Origin of the sequence: Kocuria nitroreducens, assembly GCF_042879195.1 — a bacterium.
Lineage (GTDB): Bacteria > Actinomycetota > Actinomycetes > Actinomycetales > Micrococcaceae > Kocuria > Kocuria nitroreducens.
The window spans coordinates 108,056-133,268 of the sequence record NZ_JBHZTC010000011.1; the positions used below are offsets into that span (position 1 = coordinate 108,056).

General features: G+C 69.4%; 20 protein-coding genes and 1 pseudogene. 10 read left to right on the forward strand and 11 right to left on the reverse strand.

What is annotated here, in order from left to right:
• Nucleotides 1-51: 51 nt before the first annotated feature.
• The 3 genes from ACFYE1_RS09490 (at nt 52) to ACFYE1_RS09500 (ending at nt 4,327) form a co-directional block, all read left to right on the forward strand.
• Nucleotides 52-1,866 carry a multicopper oxidase family protein gene (locus ACFYE1_RS09490; protein ID WP_387742160.1) on the forward strand — a complete coding sequence of 605 codons (1,815 nt, stop codon included), beginning with the start codon at nt 52-54 and terminating at the stop codon, nt 1,864-1,866.
• Between the two features lie 69 nt (nt 1,867-1,935).
• The gene (gene lepB, locus ACFYE1_RS09495) at nt 1,936-2,475 is read left to right on the forward strand and encodes a signal peptidase I (protein ID WP_387742162.1); all 540 of its coding nucleotides are present in this window, start codon (nt 1,936-1,938) and stop codon (nt 2,473-2,475) included.
• 163 nt (nt 2,476-2,638) lie between these two features.
• On the forward strand, nt 2,639-4,327 hold the full coding sequence (locus ACFYE1_RS09500) for a peroxidase family protein (RefSeq protein WP_387742164.1): 1,689 nt from the start codon (nt 2,639-2,641) through the stop codon (nt 4,325-4,327).
• Between the two features lie 322 nt (nt 4,328-4,649).
• Here the strand turns inward: ACFYE1_RS09500 and ACFYE1_RS09505 are convergent, their stop codons facing one another.
• Nucleotides 4,650-6,650 (reverse strand): hypothetical protein, encoded by a 2,001-nt coding sequence (locus ACFYE1_RS09505; RefSeq protein ID WP_387742166.1) that lies wholly within the window; start codon nt 6,648-6,650, stop codon nt 4,650-4,652.
• A gap of 316 nt (nt 6,651-6,966) precedes the next feature.
• Complete coding sequence (locus ACFYE1_RS09510; protein ID WP_387742168.1) at nt 6,967-7,542, reverse strand: cysteine hydrolase family protein; 576 nt, start codon at nt 7,540-7,542, stop codon at nt 6,967-6,969.
• Nucleotides 7,543-7,635: 93 nt separating this feature from the next.
• Between ACFYE1_RS09510 and ACFYE1_RS09515 the strand changes: the two are divergent.
• A pseudogene (locus ACFYE1_RS09515) lies at nt 7,636-7,992 on the forward strand (phosphoribosyltransferase); the annotation flags it as partial.
• 53 nt (nt 7,993-8,045) lie between these two features.
• Here the strand turns inward: ACFYE1_RS09515 and ACFYE1_RS09520 are convergent.
• Nucleotides 8,046-9,341, reverse strand: a complete 1,296-nt coding sequence (locus ACFYE1_RS09520; protein ID WP_387742170.1) for a DUF3500 domain-containing protein — start codon at nt 9,339-9,341, stop codon at nt 8,046-8,048.
• A 150-nt stretch (nt 9,342-9,491) separates the two neighbouring features.
• A complete protein-coding gene (locus ACFYE1_RS09525) occupies nt 9,492-10,019 on the reverse strand; it encodes a hypothetical protein (protein ID WP_387742172.1) in 528 nt (175 codons plus the stop codon).
• A gap of 227 nt (nt 10,020-10,246) precedes the next feature.
• Between ACFYE1_RS09525 and ppc the strand changes: the two genes are divergently transcribed.
• Complete coding sequence (gene ppc, locus ACFYE1_RS09530; protein WP_387742174.1) at nt 10,247-13,063, forward strand: phosphoenolpyruvate carboxylase; 2,817 nt, start codon at nt 10,247-10,249, stop codon at nt 13,061-13,063.
• Nucleotides 13,064-13,216: 153 nt separating this feature from the next.
• On the opposite strand, the gene ppk2 is transcribed toward ppc, so the two are convergent.
• Together ppk2 and ACFYE1_RS09540 are read right to left on the reverse strand one after the other, a co-directional pair.
• Nucleotides 13,217-14,152 (reverse strand): polyphosphate kinase 2, encoded by a 936-nt coding sequence (gene ppk2 / locus ACFYE1_RS09535; RefSeq protein ID WP_387742176.1) that lies wholly within the window; start codon nt 14,150-14,152, stop codon nt 13,217-13,219.
• A 200-nt stretch (nt 14,153-14,352) separates the two neighbouring features.
• Nucleotides 14,353-14,817: an OsmC family protein gene (locus tag ACFYE1_RS09540; RefSeq protein ID WP_387742178.1), complete on the reverse strand. Its 465-nt coding sequence runs from the start codon at nt 14,815-14,817 to the stop codon at nt 14,353-14,355.
• A 650-nt stretch (nt 14,818-15,467) separates the two neighbouring features.
• On the opposite strand from ACFYE1_RS09540, the gene ACFYE1_RS09545 reads away from it, so the two are divergent.
• The 4 genes from ACFYE1_RS09545 (at nt 15,468) to ACFYE1_RS09560 (ending at nt 18,810) form a co-directional block, all read left to right on the forward strand.
• Nucleotides 15,468-16,490: an MBL fold metallo-hydrolase gene (locus ACFYE1_RS09545; protein ID WP_387742180.1), complete on the forward strand. Its 1,023-nt coding sequence runs from the start codon at nt 15,468-15,470 to the stop codon at nt 16,488-16,490.
• Between the two features lie 190 nt (nt 16,491-16,680).
• Nucleotides 16,681-17,451 carry an alpha/beta fold hydrolase gene (locus ACFYE1_RS09550; RefSeq protein ID WP_387742182.1) on the forward strand — a complete coding sequence of 257 codons (771 nt, stop codon included), beginning with the start codon at nt 16,681-16,683 and terminating at the stop codon, nt 17,449-17,451.
• Nucleotides 17,452-17,593: 142 nt separating this feature from the next.
• The gene (locus ACFYE1_RS09555; protein WP_387742184.1) at nt 17,594-18,031 is read left to right on the forward strand and encodes a VOC family protein; all 438 of its coding nucleotides are present in this window, start codon (nt 17,594-17,596) and stop codon (nt 18,029-18,031) included.
• 287 nt (nt 18,032-18,318) lie between these two features.
• Complete coding sequence (locus ACFYE1_RS09560) at nt 18,319-18,810, forward strand: SRPBCC family protein (protein WP_387742186.1); 492 nt, start codon at nt 18,319-18,321, stop codon at nt 18,808-18,810.
• Nucleotides 18,811-19,215: 405 nt separating this feature from the next.
• Here ACFYE1_RS09560 and ACFYE1_RS09565 read toward each other — a convergent pair whose 3' ends face one another.
• The 4 genes from ACFYE1_RS09565 to ACFYE1_RS09580 all read right to left on the reverse strand — a co-directional run bounded on the left by ACFYE1_RS09565 (nt 19,216) and on the right by ACFYE1_RS09580 (nt 22,388).
• Nucleotides 19,216-19,563, reverse strand: a complete 348-nt coding sequence (locus tag ACFYE1_RS09565; RefSeq protein WP_387742188.1) for a YdeI/OmpD-associated family protein — start codon at nt 19,561-19,563, stop codon at nt 19,216-19,218.
• Between the two features lie 45 nt (nt 19,564-19,608).
• A complete protein-coding gene (locus ACFYE1_RS09570; protein ID WP_387742190.1) occupies nt 19,609-19,845 on the reverse strand; it encodes a hypothetical protein in 237 nt (78 codons plus the stop codon).
• Nucleotides 19,846-19,933: 88 nt separating this feature from the next.
• Complete coding sequence (locus ACFYE1_RS09575; protein WP_387742192.1) at nt 19,934-20,770, reverse strand: sigma-70 family RNA polymerase sigma factor; 837 nt, start codon at nt 20,768-20,770, stop codon at nt 19,934-19,936.
• A 460-nt stretch (nt 20,771-21,230) separates the two neighbouring features.
• Nucleotides 21,231-22,388, reverse strand: coding sequence for a serine hydrolase domain-containing protein (locus ACFYE1_RS09580; RefSeq protein ID WP_387742194.1), 1,158 nt, complete (start codon nt 22,386-22,388; stop codon nt 21,231-21,233).
• 717 nt (nt 22,389-23,105) lie between these two features.
• On the opposite strand from ACFYE1_RS09580, the gene ACFYE1_RS09585 reads away from it, so the two are divergent.
• Nucleotides 23,106-23,348 carry a hypothetical protein gene (locus ACFYE1_RS09585; protein WP_387742196.1) on the forward strand — a complete coding sequence of 81 codons (243 nt, stop codon included), beginning with the start codon at nt 23,106-23,108 and terminating at the stop codon, nt 23,346-23,348.
• 230 nt (nt 23,349-23,578) lie between these two features.
• On the opposite strand, the gene ACFYE1_RS09590 is transcribed toward ACFYE1_RS09585, so the two are convergent.
• The gene (locus ACFYE1_RS09590) at nt 23,579-24,241 is read right to left on the reverse strand and encodes a hypothetical protein (RefSeq protein WP_387742198.1); all 663 of its coding nucleotides are present in this window, start codon (nt 24,239-24,241) and stop codon (nt 23,579-23,581) included.
• Nucleotides 24,242-25,213 lie beyond the last annotated feature (972 nt).

The window sequence follows — 25,213 nt, forward strand, 5'->3', positions numbered from 1 at the left end:
ACGCGGGACCACGCGCAGTGCACCGGTCCTGATCCAAGGGGGAGCAACATCATGGCCGTCTCGAGAAGAAACGTCCTGCTGCTGGGCGGGCTGGGAGTCGCGGGGGCGGCTCTGGGCGTGCCGACGACAGCCGTCAACGCCAAGTCGGCGAGCGCGCTCGCCGACTCCCTGATGCCGAGGCCGTTCCGCACCGAGTTCGTCCAGGCGCCGGTCCTCGGCGCGGACGACCCGCTCGGTCGACCCACGATCGATCCCGTGGACGGGAAGCCGATCAAGTACTACACCGTCACGGAGCAGGCTGCCTCGGCCCAGATCCTGCCGAAGGCGGGTCTCCTGACGCCCATCCTCGGCTACAACGGCATATTCCCGGGCCCCACGATCGACGTCTACCAGGGCACGAAGGTCGAGCTCACCGTGGTGAACAAGCTGCCGCGCCAGCACGCCCTGGACGGTCACAGCCTGGACACGTCGACCCACCTGCACGGTTCGGCGTCGCTGCCCCAGTACGACGGCTATGCCAGCGACATCACCCGGCCGGGGTTCCAGAAGACGTACAAGTACCCGAACTTCCAGGGCGCCAGGACCCTGTGGTACCACGACCACGGGGTCCACCACACCGCGCTCAACGCCTATTCGGGGCTGGCGGGGCAGTACCACATGCATGACGCCCACTCGGAACGGCTCCTGCCGCGGGGGAAGTACGACGTCGCGCTCACGGTCTCCGACGCGATGTTCGCCGCCAACGGATCCCTGGGCTACGACGACAACAGCCAGTCGGGCCTGTGGGGGGACGTCGTCCTGGTGAACGGGCGGCCCTGGCCCGTCATGAAGGTGCAGAAGCGGGTCTACCGGTTCCGGTTCCTCAACTGCTGCATCTCCCGGTCCTTCCGGCCCAGGCTCAGCACGGGGGACCCGCTCGTCATGGTCGCCACGGACGGCGGGCTGATGCCGAGCGCCCAACCGGTCCGTGAGTACCGGCACGCCAGCGCCGAGCGCTACGAGTTCCTCGTCGACTTCAGCAAGTACAGGACGGGACAGCGGGTCGAACTGCAGAACCTGTCCAACGACAACAACGTCGACTACGACTTCACGAACAAGATCATGGCCTTCGACGTCGTGGACGAGCCCGTGGACACCGCCGATCCCACCTGGAACCGGATCCCCACGACGCTCGTCGGCAGCGAGGTGATGGACCTGCAGGAGAGCCGATCGACCAGGACGCGGCGTTTCCGGGTGAAGCGTGAGAACGGCATGTGGACGATCGACGGGGTCACGTGGGAGGACGTCATCGCCAGCAACTACCGCAAGGTCGCCGCGGAGGTGCCGCTGGGCGCCACGGAGATCTGGGAGTTCGAGAACGGCTCCGGCGGATGGTTCCACCCCATGCACATCCACCTGGTGGACTTCAAGATCCTGGGCCGCAACGGCAGAGCTCCGTTCGCGTACGAGAAGGGACCGAAGGACACCGTCTACGTGGGCGAGGGCGAGACCGTCCGGCTGCTCATCAAGTTCGGCCCCCACCAGGGCCGGTACATGGTGCACTGCCACAACCTGGTCCACGAGGACCACGACATGATGGTGCAGTACCAGGTCGGCGAGTCCGTGGACCCGGACCCCAACGACCCGATGACGGCGGCACCGGCGGTGCCGGCGGGAACGAGCAGCACCACCCCTTCCCCCACGCCGTCCGCGGCGCCGACGGAAACGGCGGCGCCGACGCCGTCCGCCTCGCCGTCGCCCACGCCGTCGGTCTCATCGTCACCGTCCTCCTCATCGTCACCGTCCTCCTCACCGTCACCCACGTCCACGCCCACCAGGACCTCCAAAACGAAGACGCAGACCAAGGATCCTCGTGCCACCAAATGACGGGAACCCGTTGTCGCAGCCGTACGGGCGCAGCAGACCTGCTGTCCCGGGAAGAGAGGATGAGCTGACATGGTGCAGCTGAGCCCGGCCCCCGTCCCGACCCGGAAGAAGCCGGACCGGACACGTCGCCGGCCCATCGGGTCGCGGACGGTCTGGGCGGTCCTGCTGGGCCTGGCCCTGGTCCTGGCCGCCCGGATCTGGCTGGTCGAGCCCGTGGTCGTCGCCTCGGACAGCATGGAGCCCACCATGGGGAAGGGGAGCGTCGCCCTGCTCCTGAAGCCGGATCCCGACCCCCACACGGTGTCCGCGGGAACCACGGTCGTGTTTCCCCATCCCGAGGACGGCAGCACGACCGTGAAGCGGGTGGTGGCCACCGGTGGACAGACCGTGGCGATCGAGGACTCCGTCCTCGTCGTCGACGGCAGGACGGTCGCCGAGCCGTTCGTGGACCACAGCCGGATCGACGGCACCTATTTCGGCCCGGTCACCGTCCCCGACGGACATGTCTTCGTCATGGGTGACAACCGGGGCGTGTCGGTCGACTCCCGGCACTTCGGAACCGTCCCGGCCGAGGACCTGGAGGCCAGGGTCCTGCTGCCCTGGACCTAGATCCGCCGCCCCGCGGCACACGGACCAGCGGGCCCGGGACACCTCACTCCCCTCGTCCCGGGCCCGCTCTCCCCTGGCACGAACAGGACCCCAGCAAGGTATTTCCAAGACCAGCATCGTTCCCTGAGTCACACAAGCACACCTCGGGGGAGAGGAACATCCGATGAGAGCCACGAAGAAGACCTGCGGGCCGGAGGGGAGCACAGTGTCCGGGGGCGTCTCGCGCCGAGGCGTCATCACCGGTGTGATGGCCGGTCTGGTCACGTTGCCGATCGCCGGCCAGGCGCAGGCCGCGCCCAAGGTGCCCTCGCCCAAGGCACCCGGTCCTGGACGCGCGTCCTCTCCTTTGCTGAGTGCGGCCCGGTCGGGCCACGGCGTGGGGGCCCCGCGCGGCGCCGACATCGCAATCACCGCGGGCCGGACCAAGGAAGGACGCTTCGGCGTCATGTTCAAGAAGCTCCCGGCCTTCGCACCGGACGACGACCTGCTGGCGGACCTCGCGCAGCAGATGGTGGACCGCACCCCGCCGCTGGCCGACGTCTCGCTCAGCAACGACGGGTTCGACAACCCGGACATCCCTGCCGGCTATGCCTATCTGGGGCAGTTCATCGACCACGACATGACGCTCGACAAGACCCCCATGCCGCAGCAGGACATGGACCCGAAGGGCCTGACCAACTTCGACACCCCGTTCTTCGACCTGGGGTCCGTCTACGGCCGGGGGCCGGAAGCGGACCCCCAGCTCTACGATCCCGCCGATCGGCGGCGGATGCGCATCGGCCAGAACCTCGACGGCTTCCCCGACCTGCCGCGCAACGCGGACGGCACCGCGATCATCGGGGACCACCGCAACGACGAGAACCTCATCGTCGCCCAGTTCCACCTCACCTTCCTGCAGCTGCACAACCAGTTCGTGGACGAGGGCAAGACGTTCCAGCAGGCGCAGCAGCTGACCCGGTGGCACTACCAGTGGCTGATCGTGCACGACTTCCTGGCCCGCATCGCGGGCGAAGCCCTGGTGGACAGCATCCTCAAGCCCCGCAGGGGCGGGCCGACCGGGGTGGACTGCAGGTTCTACAAGCCCGCCAACCCGACGCGGCCCATGATGCCCATCGAGTACTCGGTGGCCGCGTACCGCTTCGGCCACAGCATGATCCGCGCCGAGTACGAGATGCACGACGCGGTCACCATCCCCTTCTTCGGGAACCCGTCGAACGACCTCCGGGGGTCCCGCCCGCTGCCGACCATCGCTCGGGCCGACTGGAACTACTTCTTCGACATTCCCGGCATGAGCGAGCCGGACGACCGCAACATGACCCGGCTGATCGACACCAAGCTGGCGCTCCCGCTCGACGAGCTGCCTCCGACCGTGGTGCAGCACGTCGACGGCGCGATCCTCTCCCTGGCCCACCGGAACCTGCTGCGGGGCAAGCGACTCGGCCTGCCGGCCGGTCAGGACGTCGCCAGGGCCATGGGGGTGGCTCCCATCCCCAACGCCCGGCTCGGGCTCACCGACCCCCGCTGGAACGGCAGGGCACCGCTGTGGTTCTACGTGCTGAAGGAGGCGGAGCTGCTCGGCGGACGACAGCTGGGCCCCGTCGGCGGGCGGATCATCGCGGAGGTGATCCTGGGGATCCTCGCCCTGGACCGCACCTCGTTCCTCAACGCCCCGGCCGGATGGGCGCCGGAGCGGACCCCCTTTGCCTACGGGGACTTCCTGGAGAGGGCCGGAGCCCTCGAGAACATGCCGGTCGGCGGCGAGGACGAGGGCGCCGAGGAGGAAGCCGAAACGGAAGAGACCGGGACGGAAGAGCCGCACGAGGACGAGGCGGAGGTCGAGTCGGTCGGCTGACCCTGTCGGCTGCGGCGGACACCAGGACCGCGGAACCGGAAAAGGACCGTCCTGCCCAACCGGGCAGGACGGTCCCGTGCGTGGTGGGTGTTCGACCGGCGCCCTGCGGGAGGCGCGTGCCGTGGCCTCCGAACGCCGGGGCCAGGCCCCGAGCCGCGCCGCGCTGCGCCACGCCCGCCGTGCGCTCGTCGTCGACCCGACCGCACCGCTCGGCGCAGAACAGGCCGCGTGGTGGGTCGCTGCAGTGCAGGAGCCGGGCCCGTGCTCCGAACGTCTTCGGAGCACGGGCCCGGCCGTGGAGAGGTGATGCGCCTCGTCGGTGTTATCCGGCTGAGACGGCCCCCTTGACCTCGCCGCCGCGCGTCGACTGTACGTGGATGCTGGACACCCGCTGGCCGGGACCGGGCTTGGCCCGGTACTCCCAGTTGCCCAGGGTGTCCACCGGCACCGAGGCGATCTTGACGGGCGTGCCCGAGGTGGTGTTGTAGATGTTGACCGACGAGGACGGGTTCAGCAGCATCGGCGCACCGGGTACGACGGCCGTACCGGAGAGCCGGATCTCCTTGCCCACCCGGTGCCGCGAGGCCGCAGCGATGCTCACCACGTCATCGCTCTTCAGCGTGATCCTCGCAGGATCGCTCTTGTTGCCGGCGGCGTCCGTGACCACGAGCTGGAGCACCGGATCCGCATCCAGCGGCACAGGCGCCGTGGCGCTGGTCGACGTGAAGAACGGCACGGTCACCTTGGGCTTCGCCCCGTCCTTCTTGTCGAACGCCACCTCGGGACCGCTGACCTGGGACCACTCGTACTTGACGACGCCGACATCGTCCGTGGAGCCGGTGCCGCCGTCCAGTTCGGTGGCGATGCCGCGGGCGACCGAGGTCGTCAGCCCGGCGATGGCTGCGGTCGGCTTCTCGGTGTCGACGGCCGGAGTGCCCCCGGCGCCGGCCCCGCCCTCGACCACGGTGACGGGGCCACCGTCGGGGCTCTCCGGAATCGGCGCGAGGCCGATGGGCGAGGCATCGCCACCGGTCACGACGACGGGCACCGTCACCTTGCTGGTGGCAGAGGTCGAGACGGTGACGTTGACCGGAGGCGCAACGGTCTCGAACGCCCCCTCGTGCGTGTTGTCGGCGCCGGCCACCATGCTGCCGTCGAACCCGTGGATGCCTGTGATCCTCGGGGTGGATCCGGAAGCCGCCTTCGCCGTGACGGTCAGCTTCGTGCCGTCGTAGGTGGCGCCCGTGGCGACGGAGACGTCGGTGACGTCGACGGTACTGGTGCTCTGCGGGTCGTCGGTCAGATTCCTGACGGTCACCTCGCTCGGCGCTGCCCCCTCGACCTTGATGCGGGCGTAGGCGAGCTCGGAGCTGCCCGGCGCCTTCTCCATGGGCGTGGTCGGGATGTTCTGCCCTTCCACCTCGAGGGTGTCGCCGCGGCTGGTCGCGAAGACGTCGATGTAGCCGTCGTTGACGACGGCGTGCTCTGCCTTCACCCCCGTGTTGGTGGCGATCTTGCCCTGGACGGTGAACTGGTCGGTCGTCGCGGAGACGGCCGCACCGGTCGCGGAGTTCGTGCCGGACACCGAGAAGGTGGTCCGAAGGCCTCCCACGATCCTGTGCGGTACGTCCGGGTTGCCCAGGTAGCCCTCGGGGGCACCGGTGTCCCACTTCAGGAACGGGCCGAGGTTGCTCCCCAGCGGCGTGTTGAAGTTCCCGACCGCGGGAGAGATGTCCTCCACGAGCTTGGCGTTGCCCTCGGCGTCGGTGTCGACCTCGATGGTTCCGTAGGGGTGCGGGAAGGAGAGCGTGCTGTTGGCCGGCCCGTCCTTGACCACGACGCGCTGCCGGGCGAACACCATCTGCTCCCCGTCCGCCACCTCGTTGCCGAAGGCGGCCTCCAGCCCGAGCGTCAGGACTGCACGTCCCCCGCCGGGAAGGTCGAGCTCGGAGCCGGCCAGCATGTAGAAGATCTCGTGCGGGAAATTGCCTGCGACGCCCTCCCGCGGAAGAACGAGCGGTTGCTCGGGATCGAAGCCCTCCTCCGGGGCCAGGCCGCACAGCGGGTTCCTGCCGTCGTCGCACAGTTCCAGGCGTGTCCCGGTCTTGTCCTCGTACCAGGCCGGGAACCCGTACTTGCTGTTCACCGGCCCGACGGCCTCCAGCTGATTTCTGTTCGTCTCGGTGACCTTGGTGGCGGCGACCGATGCGCTGATGCCCGTGACACCCAGCATCAGGACGACGGACGCCGCGAGACCCCGGCGGAAGCGAGGTCGTCGCGGCGGGTCCCGCAGCAGCTCGTTGAGACCGATTGACGTGCTCATGATGACTCCTCATAGAGCGATGGTGATGACATCGCAAATATGTGAGCCGGCTCTTGTGAAAACCCTGTGGCAGATCCGGTCGGGATCAATCTTGTGGAAGGCCGAAGTGCGGCCGGGCGGACCCGGTCGGCGCAGTCCCGTCCTCAGGAACCCGTCGAGGGGCCGGGGCGGACCGGTGTGACGCGGACCGGTCCGCCCCGCGTGTGCCGAGGGAGAGGGGCAGTCGTGCGTGCACCACGGCCGCGGCGCGGCAGGAGGACGGATCCGGGACCGTGACGCACGGCGTCACACCAGGCCGGGGAGCACGTCCCGGTGCTCAGCCCCGCAGCCGGGCCACGGCGTCGCCCTGGTCCAGGATGTCCTGGCGCATCTCGTCCTCGAGGAAGGCGAGCAGGGCGCGGGACAGGTCCGTGTTCTCGGAGGCCACGGCGTCCCGGGCCACGGCGACCCGGAAGTTGTGGGCGAACGCGTCGACCGCGGTCTGGGACACGCAGCTGTGCGTGGAGATCCCGCACAGCACCAGGTGGACGGCGTCCAGGTTGCGCAGCCGTGCCGCGAGGTCGGTGTCGAAGAACGCGCTGTCCCGGGTCTTGACGAGACCGGTCCCGCCCTCGGTGTCGAGGCCGTCCACGTACTCGGACTGCTCCGTGCCGGGGAAGGCGAAGCCCTGACCGTCGTCGTGCATGTTGACGGTCCACGTGGAGCGGTCCCGCTCGTGCTGGGTGCGGATCAGCAGGATCGGGCAGCCGCCGTCTCGGGCCGCGCGGATCAGCTCGTTGACCTTCTCCGTCACGGATTCCCGCTGCTCCTCGAGTTCGGGGAAGTCGAAGTACGAGTTCTGCATGTCGATGACGAGCAGGGCCGTGCGGCCCCGCTCCGGGTGCTGGGTCATGGCGTCCTCTCCGGTGGGGGAGAGTCCCGACGGGGACTCCCGTGGACAACGATCTGATCAGCGAACTTACTACCAATGGGCGGGCGGCTCCACCTGCCCCCGGCCGGGGCGCTGTCCTGCGCGATGGAGGTCAGGCTTTCGGACGCGATCAACGTGGAGTTCTGCACGGACGTCCACCAGACCCTGCCGGACCCCGTGCTGCTCGCCCCGATGCTGGACGCCCGGTCCATCGCCGGCTGGACGCTGCTCGTCGTAGACGACGTCTCCGACTCCGGGCGGACCCTCGCCCTCGTGCCGGAGCTGCCGCGGGGTCGGGGCGCCGAGGCGCGCTCGGCCGTCATCCGCGGCAAGCCCCGCTCCGTGATCCGGCCCGACTGCCTGTGGAAGGACACCGAGGACCGGATCGTCTTCCCGTGGTCGGCCGCCCCGCCGGTCACCGCCGGCCCTTGAAGCGCACCCGCTCCCACGGACGCGTCCGTGGGAGCGGCGGCTCGGCGGCGGGATCAGCCGTCCGACGACGAGCCGCCTGCCGGTCCGCCGGCCGGTGCCCCGCCGCCGGGCCCGCCCGCCCCGGTGGCTTCCTGCTGGGTGGCGCTGCCGGCGTAGTCGTTCGCCGGGTCGCGGTAGATGGTGTGGATGTGCCCCCACCCTGCGGTGACGTACCCGTCCACGTCGGCGCCCGCCGATCCTCGCTGGTTCGAGAACTCGATGTACACGTCGGGCCCGGAGACCTGGAAGTAGACGCCCTCGCCCTGGGTCATGTCGTAGACGGTCGCTCCCGACCAGTTCACGAAGGTCTCGTCGAGGGTCGCCTCGATCTCCGCCAGGGCCTCGGCCGTGGTCTGCTCGTCGGCGAGCCCCACCCAGTTGGCGACCACGTCGAGCAGGAGCTGCTTCTGCTCGTCGGTCAGGTCCGCCCCGGAGAGTCCGGTCCCTGTCGGGTAGGAGCAGGTGTCACCGGGGGCGCAGACGAGGTCACCCACCTCGGAGCCCTGGTACAGCTCGGCCTGCTGCTCCTCGCTCAGGCTGTCGTAGAACGCGAACGCCGTCTCGTACATGCCGGCGAGCGGCTGCACCTCGTGGCCCTCGGAGTCGGTGTAGGCGGCCGGCTGCGACCCCAGGTGGGTGGGTGCGAACGTGATCGCGCCGTCGGCGCCGTCCAGCGTGGCGTTGACGCCGAGGTGGTGCCCCCCGAACTGAACCCCCCACGCGCTCGATCCGGACGGGTCGCCGAAGAGGGCGATGTAGTACTGCCCCAGGGACTCCTCGGTGCTGGTGCTGTTCTCCAGCAGGAACTCGTCGCCGCCCATGATGCCGGTGGCGGTCTCATAGCCCTCCTCGCTCAGCAACGCCTCGAGGACCTCCATCGCCGCGGTCCGCTGCTCCTCGGTCAGGTCGGCCAGGTTCAGCCCGGCGCGCTCGACGAAGGTGACCGGGAAGTTCGACCACGACGTGGTCCTGGCCTCGTCGTCGTAGGCCGACACCAGCTGCCCGCGCTGCTCGTCCGAGAGCGTCGCCAGGAACTGCTCCGCCGCGGCCGTCGTGGTCGTGATCGTCTCCGCCGTCGTCGTGGCATCCGTCGTCGTGGCGTCCGCCGTCGTCAAGGTCTCAGGCGTCGTGGACTCCGACGTCGTGGAGGAGGTGGTCCCCGAGCCCGCCGAGGTCGAGGCCGCCACCTCGGCCGCCGCCGACGTGCTGGTGCTCGCGGGGGCACAGCCGCCGAGGGCCAGGCCCGCCGCCAGCGACATCGTCGCGATCCGGACCGCCAGGGTGCGGTGCGGGCGGCGCTCGGCGCGCACGCCTTCTGCTTCGTTGCTTCTCATCATGGGTACGACGGTAGGGAGCCACCCTTTTCGTCGGCTTTGTGGTGCCTGAGGGCAGGACAGGACTTCCTCTGCGCCACCTGTGGGGCACGGCCCCGTCACCGCGCCCGTCCGAGCACGCACGTCTCAGCGCAGCGCCGCGCGCACCTCGGGACGGCCCGCCACGACGAGCCACACGACGTTGACCGCCACCAGGACGGTGGTGCTCGATCCGGGCAGCAGGTGCCCGCCCAGCAGGAACACCGCGAGGTCGAAGAGGTCGCCCAGCACGGCCAGGGAGCAGAAGACGATGCCGAGGACCCAGCCCCACTGCAGCTGCTCGCGCAGCGGGAACCAGACGAGCGCGTAGAGCGCCGCCGTCAGCACCACACCGAACAGCAGCACGGCCGCGCTCAGACCGCCCCCGGGGAGGCCCGGGATCCGGACCACGTCCTCCATGCCGGGCAGCGTGCTGGGACCCGCGACCGCCTGCACGAACGTGTCCGCCACGCTCGCTGCGAGCGAGAGCAGGGTGAGCCGCAGCAGCAGGCGCAGCTGGGCGGTCATCGGCGGCCGGGGCGGGACCATCCGGCCGCCGGGACCGCCCGGGACCTGCGGGGGCGGTCCGCCGCCCGGACGGTGCGGGCCACCGGGACCGTGCGGGTGCTGGCTCATGACCGGTGCCTCCTGGCGCGTGCGAGGTGTGCTCACCGCCGAACCTACCGCCCCCGGCCCCGCCCGGCACGGGTTTCCACGGGGCGTTCCGCGAGCGCCTCCTGCGGGGGGCGGCCCCTGCGACGTGGAGCACCCGGGGTAGGCTGGCACGGTAGGCACCGACGGCGCGACCGCTCGTCGGTCGTGCGAGCAACCGTGACGACCGACCAGCCAGGAGCAGCCGCGACATGACGACTCAGCACGACCGCACCGCCGCCCCCGACCGCCACCGCGCCGAGGTGATCGATGCGCCGCTGCGTGCGGACGTCCGCCGCATCACCACTTTGCTGGGGGAGACCCTGGCCCGCCAGCGCGGCGAGGAGCTGCTGGAGCTGGTCGAGCAGGTCCGCCGGCTCACCAAGGACGCGAAGGACGCCCAGGCCTCAGGCGCCGACGACGCCGCGGGCCAGGTCCGGGACCTGCTCGGCTCCCTGCCCCTCGACCGGGCGACGGACCTGGTGCGGGCCTTCGCCCACTACTTCCATCTGGCCAACGCCGCCGAGCAGGTGCACCGCGTGCGCGTGCTCGGCCGCCGCCCCGAGGACGAGGGGTGGCTCGCCGCGGCCGTCACCGACGTCGCCGCCGAGGCCGGTCCCGACGCCCTGCGGGAGGCGGTGGGCAGACTCGACGTCCGGCCGGTGTTCACCGCGCATCCCACCGAGGCCTCCCGGCGCTCCGTGCTGACCAAGATCCGGCACCTCTCGGACATCCTGGCCCGCGAGACCCCCGAGGGCTCCGCCGCGCGCCGCAGCCAGGACCGGCGCCTCGCCGAGCTCATCGAGCTCCTCTGGCAGACCGACGAGCTGCGCCAGAACCGCCCCACCCCGCTCGACGAGGCCCGCAACGCCCTGTACTACCTGCGGGAGGTCCTCACCGAGACCATGCCCGTGCTGCTCGCGGACCTCGAGGACCAGCTCTCGCAGCACGACGTGCACCTGCCGGCCGGCCCCCCGCCGCTGCGCTTCGGGTCCTGGATCGGCGGGGACCGGGACGGCAACCCCAACGTCACCCCCGAGATGACCCGCCGGGTCCTCCAGCTGCAGGGGCAGGCGGCCGTCGACATCGCCCTGAGCTTCCTGGACGTGCTGGTCTCCCGGCTGTCCTCCTCCACCGCCATCGTCGAGGTCGATCCCGAGCTCCGGGAGTCCGTGGAGCGGGACGTGGCCCACCTGCCCGGCCTGGACCCGCGGGTGCTGGAGCTCAACGCGCAGGAGCCGTACCGGCTCAAGCTCACCTGCATCAAGGCCAAGCTGATCAACACCCGCCGGCGGTTCGCGGAGGAGACCGTGCACGAGCCGGGCCGGGACTACCGGACCACCGCCGAGCTCGTGGCGGACCTCGACGTGGTGGCCCGCTCGCTGCGGCACCACGCGGGCGCGCTCGCCGCCGACGGCACGCTCGCGGCGGCGACCCGGACCATCGCCGGCTTCGGCCTGGGCCTGGCCACCCTGGACGTCCGCGAGCACGCCGACGCCCACCACGAGGCCGTGGGGCAGCTGCTCGACCGGCTCGGCGAGCTGGACGAGCCCTACGCGGACATGGACCGCGGCGCGCGCGCCGCAGTGCTCGCCGGGGAGCTCGCCGGCCGCCGTCCGCTCGCCCCGCCGGGGCTGTCCACGGGTGCCGTGCACCTCGACGGCGACGCGGATCGGACGTTCGCCGTCTTCCGGGAGATCGCCCGGGCCCAGGAGGTCTACGGCCAGGAGATCGTCGAGACCTACATCGTGTCCATGACCCGTGACGCGGACGACATCCTGGCACCCGTGATCCTGGCCCGGGAGGCCGGGCTGGTGGACCTCACGGGTGAGCAGGACCGCGCCACCCTCGGCTTCGCGCCGCTGCTGGAGACCGTCCAGGAGCTGCGCCGCTCCGCCGAGGTCATCGACGAGCTGCTCTCCGAACCGGCCTACCGACGGGTGGTCGCCGCCCGCGGGAACATCCAGGAGGTCATGCTCGGCTACTCCGACTCCAACAAGGAGTCCGGGGTGATGACCAGCCGGTGGGAGATCCACCGGACCGAGCGCCGGCTGCGCGACGTCGCCGCCCGGCACGGCGTGCGGCTGCGGCTCTTCCACGGCCGCGGCGGGTCCGTGGGCCGCGGCGGCGGGCCCACCCACGACGCGATCCTCGCCCAGCCCAGCGGCGTCCTGGCCGGCGAGATCAAGTTCACGGAGCAGGGCGAGGTGATCAGCGACAAGTTCTCCCTCCCCGCCCTGGCCCGCGAGAACCTCGAGCTGTCCCTGGCCGCTGTGCTGCGTGCCACGGCGCTGCACCAGGACCCGCGCTCCACCGAGGAGGAGCTGGACCGGTGGGGCGAGGTCATGGACGTGGTCAGCGACGCCGCCTTCACCGCCTATACGGGCCTGGTCGAGGACCCCGACCTGCCGGAGTACTTCCTGTCCGCCACCCCCGTGGAGCAGCTGGGCGCGCTGAACATCGGCTCCCGCCCGGCCAAGCGCCCGTCGTCGGACAAGGGCCTGTCCGGGCTGCGGGCCATCCCGTGGGTCTTCGGCTGGACGCAGTCCCGCCAGATCGTGCCCGGCTGGTTCGGGGTGGGCTCGGGCCTGCGCGCCGCCCGCGAGGCGGGGATGGAGGAGGACCTGCGCACCATGCTGGCGCGCTGGCACTTCTTCCGCTCGGTGATCTCCAACGTGGAGATGACCGTGGCGAAGACCGACCTGGAGATCGCCGCCCACTACGTCCGGGCGCTCGTGCCCGAGCGGCTCCAGCACGTGTTCGAGGCGATCCGCCGCGAGTACGAGCTCACCCTCGACGAGCTCGCCCGGCTCACCGGGCAGGCGGAGCTGCTGGACGGCAACCCCACCCTGAAGCAGACGCTCGAGGTGCGGGACCAGTACCTCGATCCCATCTCCTACCTGCAGGTCGAGCTGCTCCGCCGGATCCGCGAGCAGGACGCCGAGGCCCAGGAGGTCGACGAATGCCTGCAGAGGGCGCTGCTCATCACCATCAACGGGGTGGCCGCCGGACTGCGCAACACCGGCTGACGGGCCGGGCCCGTCGCCAGGGCCTGGCCGGCGAGCAGCGGATGGCGCGGAGGCATGACCGCACCCAGATGCCGGATCAGGCGACGGGAAGGAACGTGGCGATGGCTCCGAGCACGGACGGTCCCGCCCGGCACCGCTTCCACGACCCGGGAGTCAGTCGCCGACGGCGTCACGGCCGCGGCGCACGATGAGCGGGTCGACCGGGTGGACCACCTCCGGGTCCTTGTCCTCGTAGTCGAACTGGTCCAGGAAGAAGCGCAGCGCGTTGATCCTCGCCCGTTTCTTGTCGTTGGACTTCACCGTGATCCACGGGGCGTGGTCGGTGTCGGTGCGCAGGAACATCTCCTCCTTGGCCTCGGTGTAGTCCTCCCAGCGGTCCAGGGACGCGAGGTCCTGCGGGGAGAGCTTCCACCGGCGCACGGGATCGATCTGGCGGATCGCGAACCGGGTGCGCTGTTCCTGCTGGGTGACGGAGAACCAGAACTTGGTGAGGTGGACGCCGGAGTCCACGAGCATCTTCTCGAACACAGGGGCCTGGTCCATGAACCTGGCGTAGTCCTGCGGAGTGCAGAAGCCCATCACGGGTTCCACGACCGCGCGGTTGTACCAGGAGCGGTCGAAGAGCACCATCTCCCCGGCCGTGGGCAGGTGGCGGATGTAGCGCTGGAAGTACCACTGCCCTGCCTCCCGGTCCGAGGGCTTGGTGAGGGCCACGACCCGGGCGGCGCGCGGGTTGAGGTACTCGGTGAACCGCTTGATGGTGCCGCCCTTGCCGGCGGCGTCCCGTCCCTCGAACACGATGACGTGCTGGAGGTCGTGGTCCTGGCCCCAGTACTGGAACTTCAGCAGCTCGATCTGCAGCTGGTACTTCTCGAGCTCGTACTCCTCCCGGCTCATCATCTCGTCGTAGGGGTACTCCTCCCGCCAGGTCTCCACCGCGGAGCCCCCCGGGTCGATCAGGTCCGGGTCCTCCTCGTGCCCGTGGGGCACGGTGTAGCCCATCTGCGTGAGGTGGTCGATGAACTCCCGCAAATTTTCCCGCACCGCCCACTGGTCGGCGGGCATCCACTGCCGTTTTCCGTCGGGCATCGGCCGTTCCTCTCGGGTCGGAGTCTCTTGAGCGCAGTGTAAGCGGGGTCATCCTGGCCTGCTCGGACGGCGGGCACATGACCACCTGGTGAACACCGGGCGGCCGCCGCGGTCGCCCCGGCCGGTTCCTCCTCCTGCGGCCCCGCACGGGAGCGCACCGCGAGCGCTCCCCTCCCGTGCGGGGCCGTCCGCGCGCGCGTCTACCGGGCCTCGTCAGCAGCGCCGTCGACGCCGACGCTGACGTCATGGCGAACGACGGTTCCGTGCTCCACCGTCCGCGAGACCGTGCAGTACTTGTCGTGGGAGAGGGCGACGAGGCGTTCGACCATGCCGGCGGCCTTGCGACCGGCCGAGCCGTCGGGGAAGGACAAGTGGAAGGAGAGGTGCAGGTCCTCCAGGCGGTTCGCGCCGTTCTCCTCGACGACCTTCAGCCCGGTGGCCTCGACCCGGAACTCCGAGGGCTCCGCGCTGCGGGAGGTCGCGGTGTCCACGTCGACGGACGAACACCCTGCGATGGCGGCCAGCAGCAGTTCCACCGGGGACAGCAGGCCCTCACCGCGACCGAAGGTGATCTCGGCTCCCGCGGGGTTGCGGGCGGTGTAGTGGCCGGTGGCGGTGCGGGTCAGCTCGATGGATCGCGGCGTGGGGTCCTTGATGTCGGTCATGAGCCCATGATGCCAACCGGTCCCCGGCCGGCGGCTGGAGCCAGGTGCAGGGCGGGTGGGTGCTGCGCGGCCCGTCGCATTTCTTGACGCACGCCGGTGCGGATCTCCTCCGGGCTCGAACCACTGCCCGTAGCCCCACGGCGGGATCCTTGCCCGGGCCCTGTTCCACCGACTCGAATCCAGCGGCCATGTCGTCACCTCGGGTTGACGATGGTCGATCGTCAAATTCCGTTCCCGCTCCGGGGCCTTGCCGGGCATCATGTTGCCCCCGGAGTTGATCGGGGTGGTCCTGCAGGTCACCCGCCTGTCGTGGGCCGACGGTGTCCTGATCGAAGTCGCTCAACCCAAGGGATGTGAGGCGCATTGGCGGCGAGAGCCGACATGTCGCCGACCCTGGGGTGCCGGGCTGGTGTCGACGGAGAACTTGCAGGCCGAGGCGAAGGACGGGGCGTTCCCTACCGCCTGTTGAGCAGACGGTCTGCGGACTAGTGTGAAGTGCGTCTCGTTGCAGCCTGCCTCAGGAGTCCACGATGTCCTCTCAACAACCTCCCTTGTCGCGGCGCACGGTGCTCGGCGGTCTCGCGGCTGCCGGCGCTGTTCCTCTGCTGACGCCGGCGGCGGCTGCCTCGACAGCGGGGGCCAGGGCACCGTTGCGCTCCGACGCGCGGACCAAGATCGTCCTTCTGGGCACCAGCGGTGGGCCGGGCTGGGGCACCACCGAGCCGCCGCGGACGGGTATCGCCAGCGCGCTGGTCGTCGGTGACCGCTACTATCTGGTCGACACCGGCGAGGGCGTCGGATTCCGGCTCATGGACGCCGAGCTCGGGAACTGGAAGGCCAGGGCGGCGTTGAGCGACCTGCGCGCGATCTTCCTCACCCACCTGCACTCCGACCACATCAACGACCTGTCGAACATCCTTAGCTTGGGCGCCTACAACGGTCTGGTGGCCGCGGACCGTCCGGTCCCGGTATGGGGACCTGGCAACCGCGGGGTCCTGCCGCCGAAGGCCGGCACCCATCCGATGCCGCCCATCACCGCCCCTGACAATCCCACCCCGGGCACCGAGGAGATGGTCGGCCTGCTCGTGCGGGCCTTCGCCACGGATTTCAACGACCGCGCCATCGACGGTGGGATGCCCGCCCCGCAGGACATGTTCGCCGGCCACGACATCCCCCTGCCGGAGCGGCTGGTCGACGACCCGAACGGCGATCCGCACCCGCGGATGAAGCCGGTGGTCTTCTACGAGGACGACCGGGTGAAGGTCTCAGCGACCCTCGTCCAGCATGCTCCGATCTTCCCGTCCTTCGCCTTCCGCTTCGACACCGAGGACGGCGGCGTCGTCTTCTCCGGCGACACCGGACCGAGCGAGAACCTGGTTCGGATGGCACGTGGCGCGGACGTGCTGGTGCACGAGGTGATCGCCACCGAATGGGCGGACCAGCGCTATCCGGAGCCCCGCAGCCCTGAGGACGAGGCGGCTTTCCAGCACCTCATCAAGTCCCATACTCCCGTCGAAGAGGTCGGTGCTATTGCGGAGAAGGCTGGTGTCCCGACGCTCGTGCTCAACCACTTCGTGCCCGGCAGCTGGCCGGTCGAGAAGTGGCAGGCGGCGCAGCAGGGGTACAGCGGCCGGCTGATCATCGGGGCCGATCTGGACGAGATCGGTCTGTAGGCTTCGCCCCACAGTGGGCACGCCCGTGAGCGGGCATTTTGTCCGGGTGGGGTGTACGGGCACGTCAATGCATTCCGGTTCCTCGCGACATCCGTAAGGACATCTGAGGCCGGCGACTCGTCGGTGTTCTGACTGGTGGACCTGGCTGAAGTGCTGCTCTGGTTTCCTCGGGAGTGAGGATACTGATGCCATGAACGAAAAGACGACCGGCCCAGCCGTGGCACTGTGGTTCAACGCCCAGGGGGAGGGGCACCCCTTCGTGCTGCTGCACCCCGGTGGCACGGACTCCCGGGCCCTGGGACCGTTGGTCGATGAACTGGCCGGCCGGTACCGGGTGCTCACCCCCGACCAGCGCGCCCACGGCCACACCCCCGACCAAGAGGGACCGCTCTCCTACGCGGTGATGGCTGAGGACACCATCGCCTTCCTCGACGAGGAGGTAGGGACCCCGGTGCATCTGCTGGGCTACAGCGACGGGGCCGTGATCGCCCTGACCGTGGCGATCAGGCGACCCGACCTGGTCCGAGACCTCGTGGTGGTAGCCGGCGTCTACCACCACGACGGGTGGGAGCCGGGAGTGCTCGAGGGTGAAGCGCAGGTGCCGGAGTTCATGGCCGAGGCCTACGGGGAGGTCTCCCCTGATGGCCGCGAGCACTACGGGCAGGTGGTGGCCAAGCTGGCCCAGATGCACGCGGCGGAACCAGCCTTCACCGACGCGGACCTGGCGAGCCTGGAGATCCCCGTGCTCGTCCTCCTGGGCGACGACGACGAGGTCCGCCTCGAGCACGCCGTGGCCATGTACCGGGCCCTGCCCCGCGGGGAGCTGGCCGTGGTCCCGCACGCCTCCCACGGAGTGCTGGTCGAAAAACCCGGCCTGTGCGCGCGGCTGATCACCGACTTCCACGTCACCGACCAGCCCGAGACCTTCGCCCCGATCCGCCGCCGCCCCGGACCCTGGTGAAGAAGGCGACCTCCCGACTCTCACACCGACCACACCCCCAGCTGATCACCCACGATGCGGAGGTGCGATGGGGGTTGCGCTTCTCGGAACGTGAGGAGGCGTCGGCCTGAACAGATCCCCGCGGCTCGGTAACATGCAGGGCATGCCCATCAAGTTCGAGAACGTCGGCATCGCCGTCCGTGACATCGAAGCGGCGATCGCCTTCTTCACCGACCTCGGGTTGACCGTTTTGGGCCGGGACACGGTCAGCGGCGAGTGGGCGGACACCGCCGTTGGCCTCGACGGCAACCATGCCAACATCGCCATGCTCCAGACCCCGGACGGCAACGGTCGCCTCGAGCTCTTCGAGTACATCCACCCCGAGGCGATCGAGACGGAGCCCACCCGGCCCAACGAGATCGGCATGCACCGCGTCGCCTTCTCGGTCGACGACATGGACGAGGCGCTTCGGATCGCCGCGCGGCACGGCTGCCACCCGCTGCGCGGCGTGGCGACCTACGGGGATGCCTACAAGCTCGCCTACGTCCGCGGCCCCAGCGGCATCATCGTGATGCTCGCCGAGGAACTGCAAGGGCGTTGACGACAAGTCAATGGTCGCGTGACCATCGACCAACGGAACGCCGGCGACCACGGCCGCCGGCGTCACCGGCGGGAGCAGGCCGCCGAGGAGCGTCGAAGGATGTCCGCCACATGACGGCGAACACCACAGTGGGCTTCGCTGCCCCCTCGGCAGGATCTCCAACGGTGGCGGCCTCAACTGGTCAGGGCATCAGCCGGCGGATCTATAGGGTGTCGCGTTGAACGCTTCGCTGGACGGTGTTGCGCAGGACGTTCGGGACAGTCCCACAGCTGGAAGGAATGCGCACCATGAAGTACACCAACTCGATCGAGATCGCCCTGCCGCGGGAGAGGGTGGCGCAGCTGCTGGCGGACCCGGCACACCTGCAGAAGTGGCTGCGGGGCTTGGTGCTGCACGAGCCGCTGAGAGGGATCCACGGGCAGCTCGGTACCACGTCACGGATCGTGATGCAGATGGGGCAGCGGAAGATCGAGTGCACCGAAACGATCACGAGGCGGGAGCCGGCAGACCTGCACGGGACCCCCGAAGGGGTCGTCGTTCACTTCGACCGCGAGATCGTCGGCGCGGGCATGTGGAGCGTTGTGCGCGATCGGCTGACCGAAGCTGATCCGAAGACGACGCTCTGGGAGAGCGAGAGCGAATACCGGTTCAGCGGCCTGCTGATGCGGCTGGTGGGGCTTCTGATGCCCGGTGCCTTCCACAAGCAGTCGCAACAGCACATGCAGGATTTCAAGGAGTTCGCCGAACAGGGGAAGGATGTCCGCGAAGGGAGGAACTGATCTGCCGCGATCAGCATCGAGAATCTCCAACGGCAATCGGCCGCTGGTTGTCGCACCCGGTCACGGGATCTGGAGGCGTGATCATCATCGGACACTTGTGTTCCCACGTTCGGGTTCCTGGTGAGCGCTCCCACCCGGGCGGGACGCGTCTGGACTGCCGGATTCTTCAGCCACCGAGAAGGTTCCGGCGTCATGGGGACTGCTGCACCATCAGGTGTCATCCGCGACCCGGCTTGCCTCTGGGGCGCTCCGCAGGGAGACGGCAAGTACCGAAGCACACGACCAGCAGGGGCTCTACCGACACTCCTCCGCTTTACATATGGCCCGGCTACCGGACTTGTTCCCAGGAGCGGCGTTCCGGGTGAAGGTCCGGTGTGGGGCACCCGTCCACACTGGTCTCCGGTGCTATCCACCGGTGCGTTCGCGGTGTGTGCATCCTGGCCAGCAGCACGGTCGGCGTTGGCCTCCCTCGAGTTCTTCCTGAGCACGGCGGATGCGTCGCTGTCGGGTGGCCGCCTGCTTGGCGTCCTCGATCCAACAGATGAACTCGTTGCGCGCCAGGGGCGTGATGTCTCTCCATGCGGCGAGGACCGTGGCGTCGGTGCTGAGGGCTTGGCGCAGGTCCGCCGGCAGGTCGTGCACCACCCCACCAGGTACTTCCTGGATCCGCCTGAAGTCACGGCGGGGGGCAGAGAATGGGCCTGCTGTGTCACGGCTTGGTGGGGTAACTGCCGGCTTCGTCGTGGTTGTCATGGGGCTCGTCCTCTCGTATCAGCGCTGCAGTGTTGCGGGGCGGGGTCAGTTCTCGGGGAGGTCGGCGAAGGCCTGTTTCATGTCGCGGTACCAGCCCAGCGACTGCTTGGGACGCCGCCAGCGCCCTTTCATCGCCTCGCGCGCCTGGTGGTGGGCGGTGTCACCGGCCTTCACGGCTTCTTTGAGGTGGCGGTCCTGAGCGGCGATGACGTCGTCGGCCGTCTCGCCGCGGTGTTCGAGGTCGCAGGGGCCTCCCAGCTGGCGGCAGGTCATGATCTTCATCTTCGGTTCCCTTCCTCGGGTCTGGGCCGGTGTGTTGGTGTTCGACTCTCTGACGGTTGGCAGGAGGCAAATGTGACGACCGGTGGGATCAGTCGAGTCGTTGTTCCCCGTCGCGTCGGACCACCTGCCCCAACACCTCGGGTGCGGCGCGGAAGGTGATGTGGGTGACTTGGCCGTCGAAGACGGTGAAGTCGAACAGAACCTTCGCCTGACCGCGGTGGAACCACGCGGCGGCGGGGCGGGTGCCGACGAACACCGGAAGCGCAGCGTGGGCGCTGCCGTTGAAGAACGTCGCCACCTCCTCCCGGCCCCGGATCCGCCCCGGGGTGCCGGCCAGCATCGCGGCGTCATCGGCCGTCACGACAACGTCCGGTGCCAGCAGGAGCACCAGGCGCTGGAAGTCGCCCTGGCGGGCAGCGGCCATGAACGCGTCGACGACTTCCCAGTCGGCCGCCGGGCCCTCGGGAGCGGTTCGGGAGACCTTGGCTCGGGCGCGCGATGCCAGCTTGCGCGCGGCCACCGGCGTGGTGTCGAGGACCGCGGCGATCGTGGTGAACTCGAAGCCGAAGCTGTCGTGCAGCACGAACGCGACCCGCTCCTTCGGTGAGAGCCGGTCGAGCACCAGTTGGAGAGCCACGCCAACGGCCTCAGCGAGCACGACGTCCTCAGCCGGGTCCGGGGCGGTCTGCGCCGGCTCGATCTCGGCCGCGGGGACCGGGGTGCGTGCCCGCAACCGGTCCAGGCACAGCCGGGTGGTCACCGTTGTCAACCAGGCCGGCGGGTTCTCGATCTCGGCCTGGTACCGGTGCAGCCGCAACCAAGCTTGCTGCACCACGTCCTCGGCCTCGGCATGGTCGGCCAGCACCCCAGCGGCCAGGCGCAACAGACGCGGCCGCTCCGTCTCGAAGACCTCCGTGTGCTCCACCCTGCCCACCTTTCCATCTTCTCCTCGTTCGCTCTGTCCCATGCTCGACGAACGAACCGACCCAAGTGTGACCACTCGACGGCCGGCAGGCCTGAGACCGGAGGTCTCTGCTAGGACCTTTCGATACCTGCGGCAACAAGCCCGTCGGAATCGCTGACATCGTGATGGCCTCGATGGTCTGCGGCGCTGTGCCTGGGTTTTCTTGACGACGTCCTGCGCCTACAGGGTCAAGGAGGCTACGGCCACTTCGGAGTTGACCCGTTGGATGTTGGATCGACTGCGGAAAGCGGATGGAGCGGCTCGCTCCTTCCGCTATACATAGGGATGATCTCGCGGCCGTCAACTGACGGGAGCTCTCCCATCCGGTGGAACTTCCGTCCGGCGGATTTCGCCCCGATTCCGCGGTCGCCAAGCTGCGCTCGGCATCGTATCGCTCACCGAGGTATTGCGACGGCCATAGTCAGCGTTCTGGGTTGGGCGTGAAGGTGTGGCCCAGGGCGGTGGAGACCTCGGCGAAGATCCGTGTGGCCGGAGTGGCGCATGGCAGGGTCCTGGGGTCATCGGCCAGCACCGGGGACTCCGGGCAGTCCCCGGAGGGAATGTCGCTGGTGGCCTGCACGACCACGGTGGTGTCGGTGGTGGTGTCGTAGTAGACGGTGGTGTTGTAGCCGGGCTGCGTCCCGGTGTGCCCGACCCAGCCGTCGATGCACCCGAAGCCCAGCCCGTAGCCGCCCTCGGGGGGCTGGAACGAGGTGAGGCGCTCTCGCTGGGCCTCCGGTTCCAGCAGTCCGTGCCCGGTGCCCATGGCCCGGCCGTAGACCAGCAGGTCGTCCACGTCCGAGATCAGGGCCCCGGCGGTGGCTTCCCAGGTGGGGTTCCAGTGGGTGGCGTTGGCCGGGGCTTCAGGGGTCGCGGTGTCGCCCTGGAGCGTGAAGCCCTGCGCGTAAGGGGCCGGCATCTCGGCGGACGCCCCGGGCCAGGTGGTCTCGTCGAGCTCCAGAGGGTCGAAGATCTGCTCCTCCAGGACCTCCCCGACCGGCTGGCCGGTGACCTGCTCGATGATCAGGCCCAGCAGGATGTAGTTGGTGTTGGAGTAGTCGAACTGCTCACCGGGGGCGAACAGGGGGGATTCCGAGACGCCGACGGCGACCAGTTCCTCCGGGGTGAAGACCTGCTCCGGATCCGCGAAGAAGCGGTCCGTGAACTGGGCGCTGCGGGTGTAGCTGGCCACACCGCTGGTCATGTCCGCAAGTTGCCGCAGGGTGATCTCCTCCCCGTTGGGGATGCCCTCGATGTAGTCGGCGATGGGGTCCTCCAGGGAGAGCTGTCCCTCCTCGGCCAGCTGCAGGATCAGGGTGGCGGTGAAGGGCTTGGTGACCGACCCGATGCGCGTGTGCACGCCCACCTCCATGGGTTCCCCGGTGGCCGGGTCGGCCACCCCGTAGGCGGCCGTCCAGGTGCCCTCCGGGGAGGAGACCCCGACAACGGCACCGGGCGCGGAGGCCTGGCCGAACGAGGCCCGGGCGGCGGCATCCAACTTCGTCGCCAGCTCCTCGGGCAGCGGCGCGGCCATTCGTGAGGAGGGTTCCCGGGTGACGACGTCGTCGACATCGGCCACACAGGCGTCAGCATCCGTGGCCGAAGCCGACGGTGTCGCTGAAGCGGCCGGGGTGGCTGCCGGCCCGGCCGTGGAGGGCGGGGCGGCGGTTGCTCCGCCGGTCCCGAAGAGGAGCACCACCGCGGTGGCGGCGGCGAACGTGTGACGCGTGGATCGTGCGGGTGATGACATCTTCGTTTCCCTCTCGATCGGCGCAGGTCACCTCCGGTGAGGTCCCTGCACCCAGAGAACAGTGCTTCAGGCTCAGTCGTCATGGACGACGATGTCGACCCCTACGCCGCACTTCACCGCGAGGGCACATCCCGGCAGCACGCACAGGCAAAGGAACCGATGAGATGACGGGCCGATCCACGGCCCCGGATCACGCACCGGACTCGATGAACTCATGGGCCAGGCGGTATCCCCAGCGTAGGACGACCTTCCGGACCGGTCGGCTGACCTGCCCCGGATCGTTACCCAACCACTGGAAATGTCACACCACCCTTCGCGGCTGGGGCGTCACCTAAGTCTGGGAGGCGACCGACCAGCGGACGAGCCGCCGTGGGCAACAGATGGGAGATCACCCGGACCCTTCCGCTTGACCTAGGGCCCATCACCGGGTCTTCGTCCTTCGACGTGGGTGTCGTGATGTCACGGTGCGCGTGCCGCTGCCGGTGGAGAGGCGTCGAGGTCTCCAGGACGGGAGGTGCTGAAGCTCACCGTCCTGAAGGCCTCGACATGTCTCACGCTGAAGGCGCTCCCGCGTGCACGCTGTTCGACCGGCCCGACGTCCGCGTGCTCACCGTCGAGCACAGCCCGGTGGCGACGACGCCGACGATCGAGACGGCCCCCGGCCCGGCGGAGCAGCCCGGCTGCGGGGTGGTCGCGGCTGTCCACGGGCGCCGGGAGCACCGTCTCCACGAACGTGCGCGCATCCGGCACTCCGGTGCGACTGGTGTGGCGGAAGCGTCCTTCGCGTGAAGGCGGAGCGCGAGCTGCTTGCACCGGCGACTGGGATGCCCGTCGATCCTGTCCGAGGCCTGGGTCGGATGTTTCCTGCTTGTCGAGGAGGGTGGTGGGCCGCCAAACACACATTCGCGATCACGATGCAGGGCCGGACAGGGGGTCCTTCGACGGGATCCCCTGTCCCGGCCAAGGAGGATGCCGTGAGGGTTCCGAATGCGCTCCGGCTTGTTGACGCGCATCCCTGTTCAGTGCGTGTTGCGCGGGGCTTCGTCTTGGCGTCGGATGAGCTGGCGTCTCATCATCGTGGCGAACACCAGGAAGATCACCCCGAAGGGGATCAGGAAGTCCGCTCCGATCATGTTGCCTGCCACGGCCAGTGCGATGGCACCGGCGATGGCCAGAAGGCCGATGGCCATCAGACAGGCGATGCCACGCCGCCACGTCCGGTGCTGGGCCTCGCTGAACGCCACGACGTGGTCTTCCTCGCTGCCTTGGACCACGAAGAGCTGCAGGAGAACGGTGATCATCAGCAAGGACTGAACTCCGGTCAACACCTGCGGCTGCGGGAGGCTGAGGACCGCCGCCATCAGGGCGGCGAGGAATGACACCATCAGGGCCGCGAATCCGTACCGCCACTGTCGGCGGGTGAGCACAAGATCTTTGCCGCGGCTTCGGGGCCCGCGCAGCACCCACGCTCCGACGGCGATGGCCGCCGCCCCGGACCCTCCCGCGAACCAGGCCACTCCCCGGTCCTGGCCCGTGGCACCGAGCAGGTAGGGCCAGTTCGCCACGACGGAGACCAGGCCCATCCCGATGGCCAGGAGCCCAGACAACAGTTGTACCTGCTTTGTGCGCCGGTCCCTGGTGCCGCCCATGGTGATCTTCCTGTCGCGGTCGTAGTGATTCATGTCGTGGTCTTCGGGCTCACTGTCCGATGACCCGTCTCTCACGTCGGATCAGAGCGGTGTTCCGTTTGAGGATCTCATCGGCCACGAAGGCCGCCGGAGGTTTTGGGCACCACCCGAGGTCGTCCCGGGCCGCGGCGGTGATCTGACACCCCGAGGGGCTGGCGGTGCCGTGGAAGGTCACCAGCAGGGGCATCGCCTGCCACCCGATCTCGGAGGCTGTGCCTCGCCGGCGGAACGTGACGTCGGAACCACGGACCACCTGCACGACGGAGCCATCCACGCGGACCTGGGGGTCCGAGTCCGCCAGCGCCGCCCGGATGCGTTCGAGGGCCTCGCCCCTCCCGTGAGCTGTCTGCGTGCCACGCTACACAGTGATGTGCATTCGGGAACGATGGGGTGGTCAGTGGTGACGTAGCCACGTCAGGGGTCCTGGCCGGCTGGAACACTGGAAGCGCCCCAGGCGCAGAATGCGGCAACTGGTCCGGCGATCGGCTCTCGACGTTGCAGCAGGGGTTCCGCCATGTGTCCGCGGGCAGGGCCTGTTCCCGCGTGAGGTGGGCCAGATCGAATCGGCGCTCGGGCATCCGCAGGGGGATGCCGACAGCGATCAGGGCGGTGCCCAGCGGTGCCAGGCAGACATTGACCACACCGGTGACGAACTCGATGATCGCCCCGGCGATGACGGTCTGCGGGGGAAGGGCCTGATGGAGCGAGCCCACCAGGGTCGCGGCCACCATGCTGAACAGGATCCCGGCCAGACAGGTGACGGCTCCGGAGACGATGAGCCGGTGGGCGACAGGTGCTATCGGGAGTACCTCGATCCGTTCGTGATCTGCGTCGGTGTCGGTGTCTGTGGTCAATTCGCGCCACCGGGTCAGGGCTGCCGGGGGATGGCTCTAGTTGTTGTGGGGCATGAGGTTCTTGGCGCGGGTGCGTCGCTGAGATGAGGAACGGGCTCCTCGTCACAGGATG

What these genes read in the sequence shown, in the direction of transcription:
- ACFYE1_RS09565 (WP_387742188.1), bottom strand. Translation starts at nt 19,563, where the DNA reads ATGACAACCACGACGAAGCCGGCAGTTACCCCACCAAGCCGTGACACA.
- ppk2 (WP_387742176.1), bottom strand. Translation starts at nt 14,152, where the DNA reads ATGCCCGACGGAAAACGGCAGTGGATGCCCGCCGACCAGTGGGCGGTG.
- ACFYE1_RS09590 (WP_387742198.1), bottom strand. Translation starts at nt 24,241, where the DNA reads ATGAATCACTACGACCGCGACAGGAAGATCACCATGGGCGGCACCAGG.
- ACFYE1_RS09505 (WP_387742166.1), bottom strand. Translation starts at nt 6,650, where the DNA reads ATGAGCACGTCAATCGGTCTCAACGAGCTGCTGCGGGACCCGCCGCGA.
- ACFYE1_RS09525 (WP_387742172.1), bottom strand. Translation starts at nt 10,019, where the DNA reads ATGAGCCAGCACCCGCACGGTCCCGGTGGCCCGCACCGTCCGGGCGGC.
- ACFYE1_RS09570 (WP_387742190.1), bottom strand. Translation starts at nt 19,845, where the DNA reads ATGAAGATCATGACCTGCCGCCAGCTGGGAGGCCCCTGCGACCTCGAA.
- ACFYE1_RS09550 (WP_387742182.1), top strand. Translation starts at nt 16,681, where the DNA reads ATGAACGAAAAGACGACCGGCCCAGCCGTGGCACTGTGGTTCAACGCC.
- ACFYE1_RS09500 (WP_387742164.1), top strand. Translation starts at nt 2,639, where the DNA reads ATGAGAGCCACGAAGAAGACCTGCGGGCCGGAGGGGAGCACAGTGTCC.
- ACFYE1_RS09560 (WP_387742186.1), top strand. Translation starts at nt 18,319, where the DNA reads ATGAAGTACACCAACTCGATCGAGATCGCCCTGCCGCGGGAGAGGGTG.
- ACFYE1_RS09540 (WP_387742178.1), bottom strand. Translation starts at nt 14,817, where the DNA reads ATGACCGACATCAAGGACCCCACGCCGCGATCCATCGAGCTGACCCGC.
- ACFYE1_RS09585 (WP_387742196.1), top strand. Translation starts at nt 23,106, where the DNA reads ATGTCTCACGCTGAAGGCGCTCCCGCGTGCACGCTGTTCGACCGGCCC.
- ppc (WP_387742174.1), top strand. Translation starts at nt 10,247, where the DNA reads ATGACGACTCAGCACGACCGCACCGCCGCCCCCGACCGCCACCGCGCC.
- lepB (WP_387742162.1), top strand. Translation starts at nt 1,936, where the DNA reads ATGGTGCAGCTGAGCCCGGCCCCCGTCCCGACCCGGAAGAAGCCGGAC.
- ACFYE1_RS09555 (WP_387742184.1), top strand. Translation starts at nt 17,594, where the DNA reads ATGCCCATCAAGTTCGAGAACGTCGGCATCGCCGTCCGTGACATCGAA.
- ACFYE1_RS09490 (WP_387742160.1), top strand. Translation starts at nt 52, where the DNA reads ATGGCCGTCTCGAGAAGAAACGTCCTGCTGCTGGGCGGGCTGGGAGTC.
- ACFYE1_RS09510 (WP_387742168.1), bottom strand. Translation starts at nt 7,542, where the DNA reads ATGACCCAGCACCCGGAGCGGGGCCGCACGGCCCTGCTCGTCATCGAC.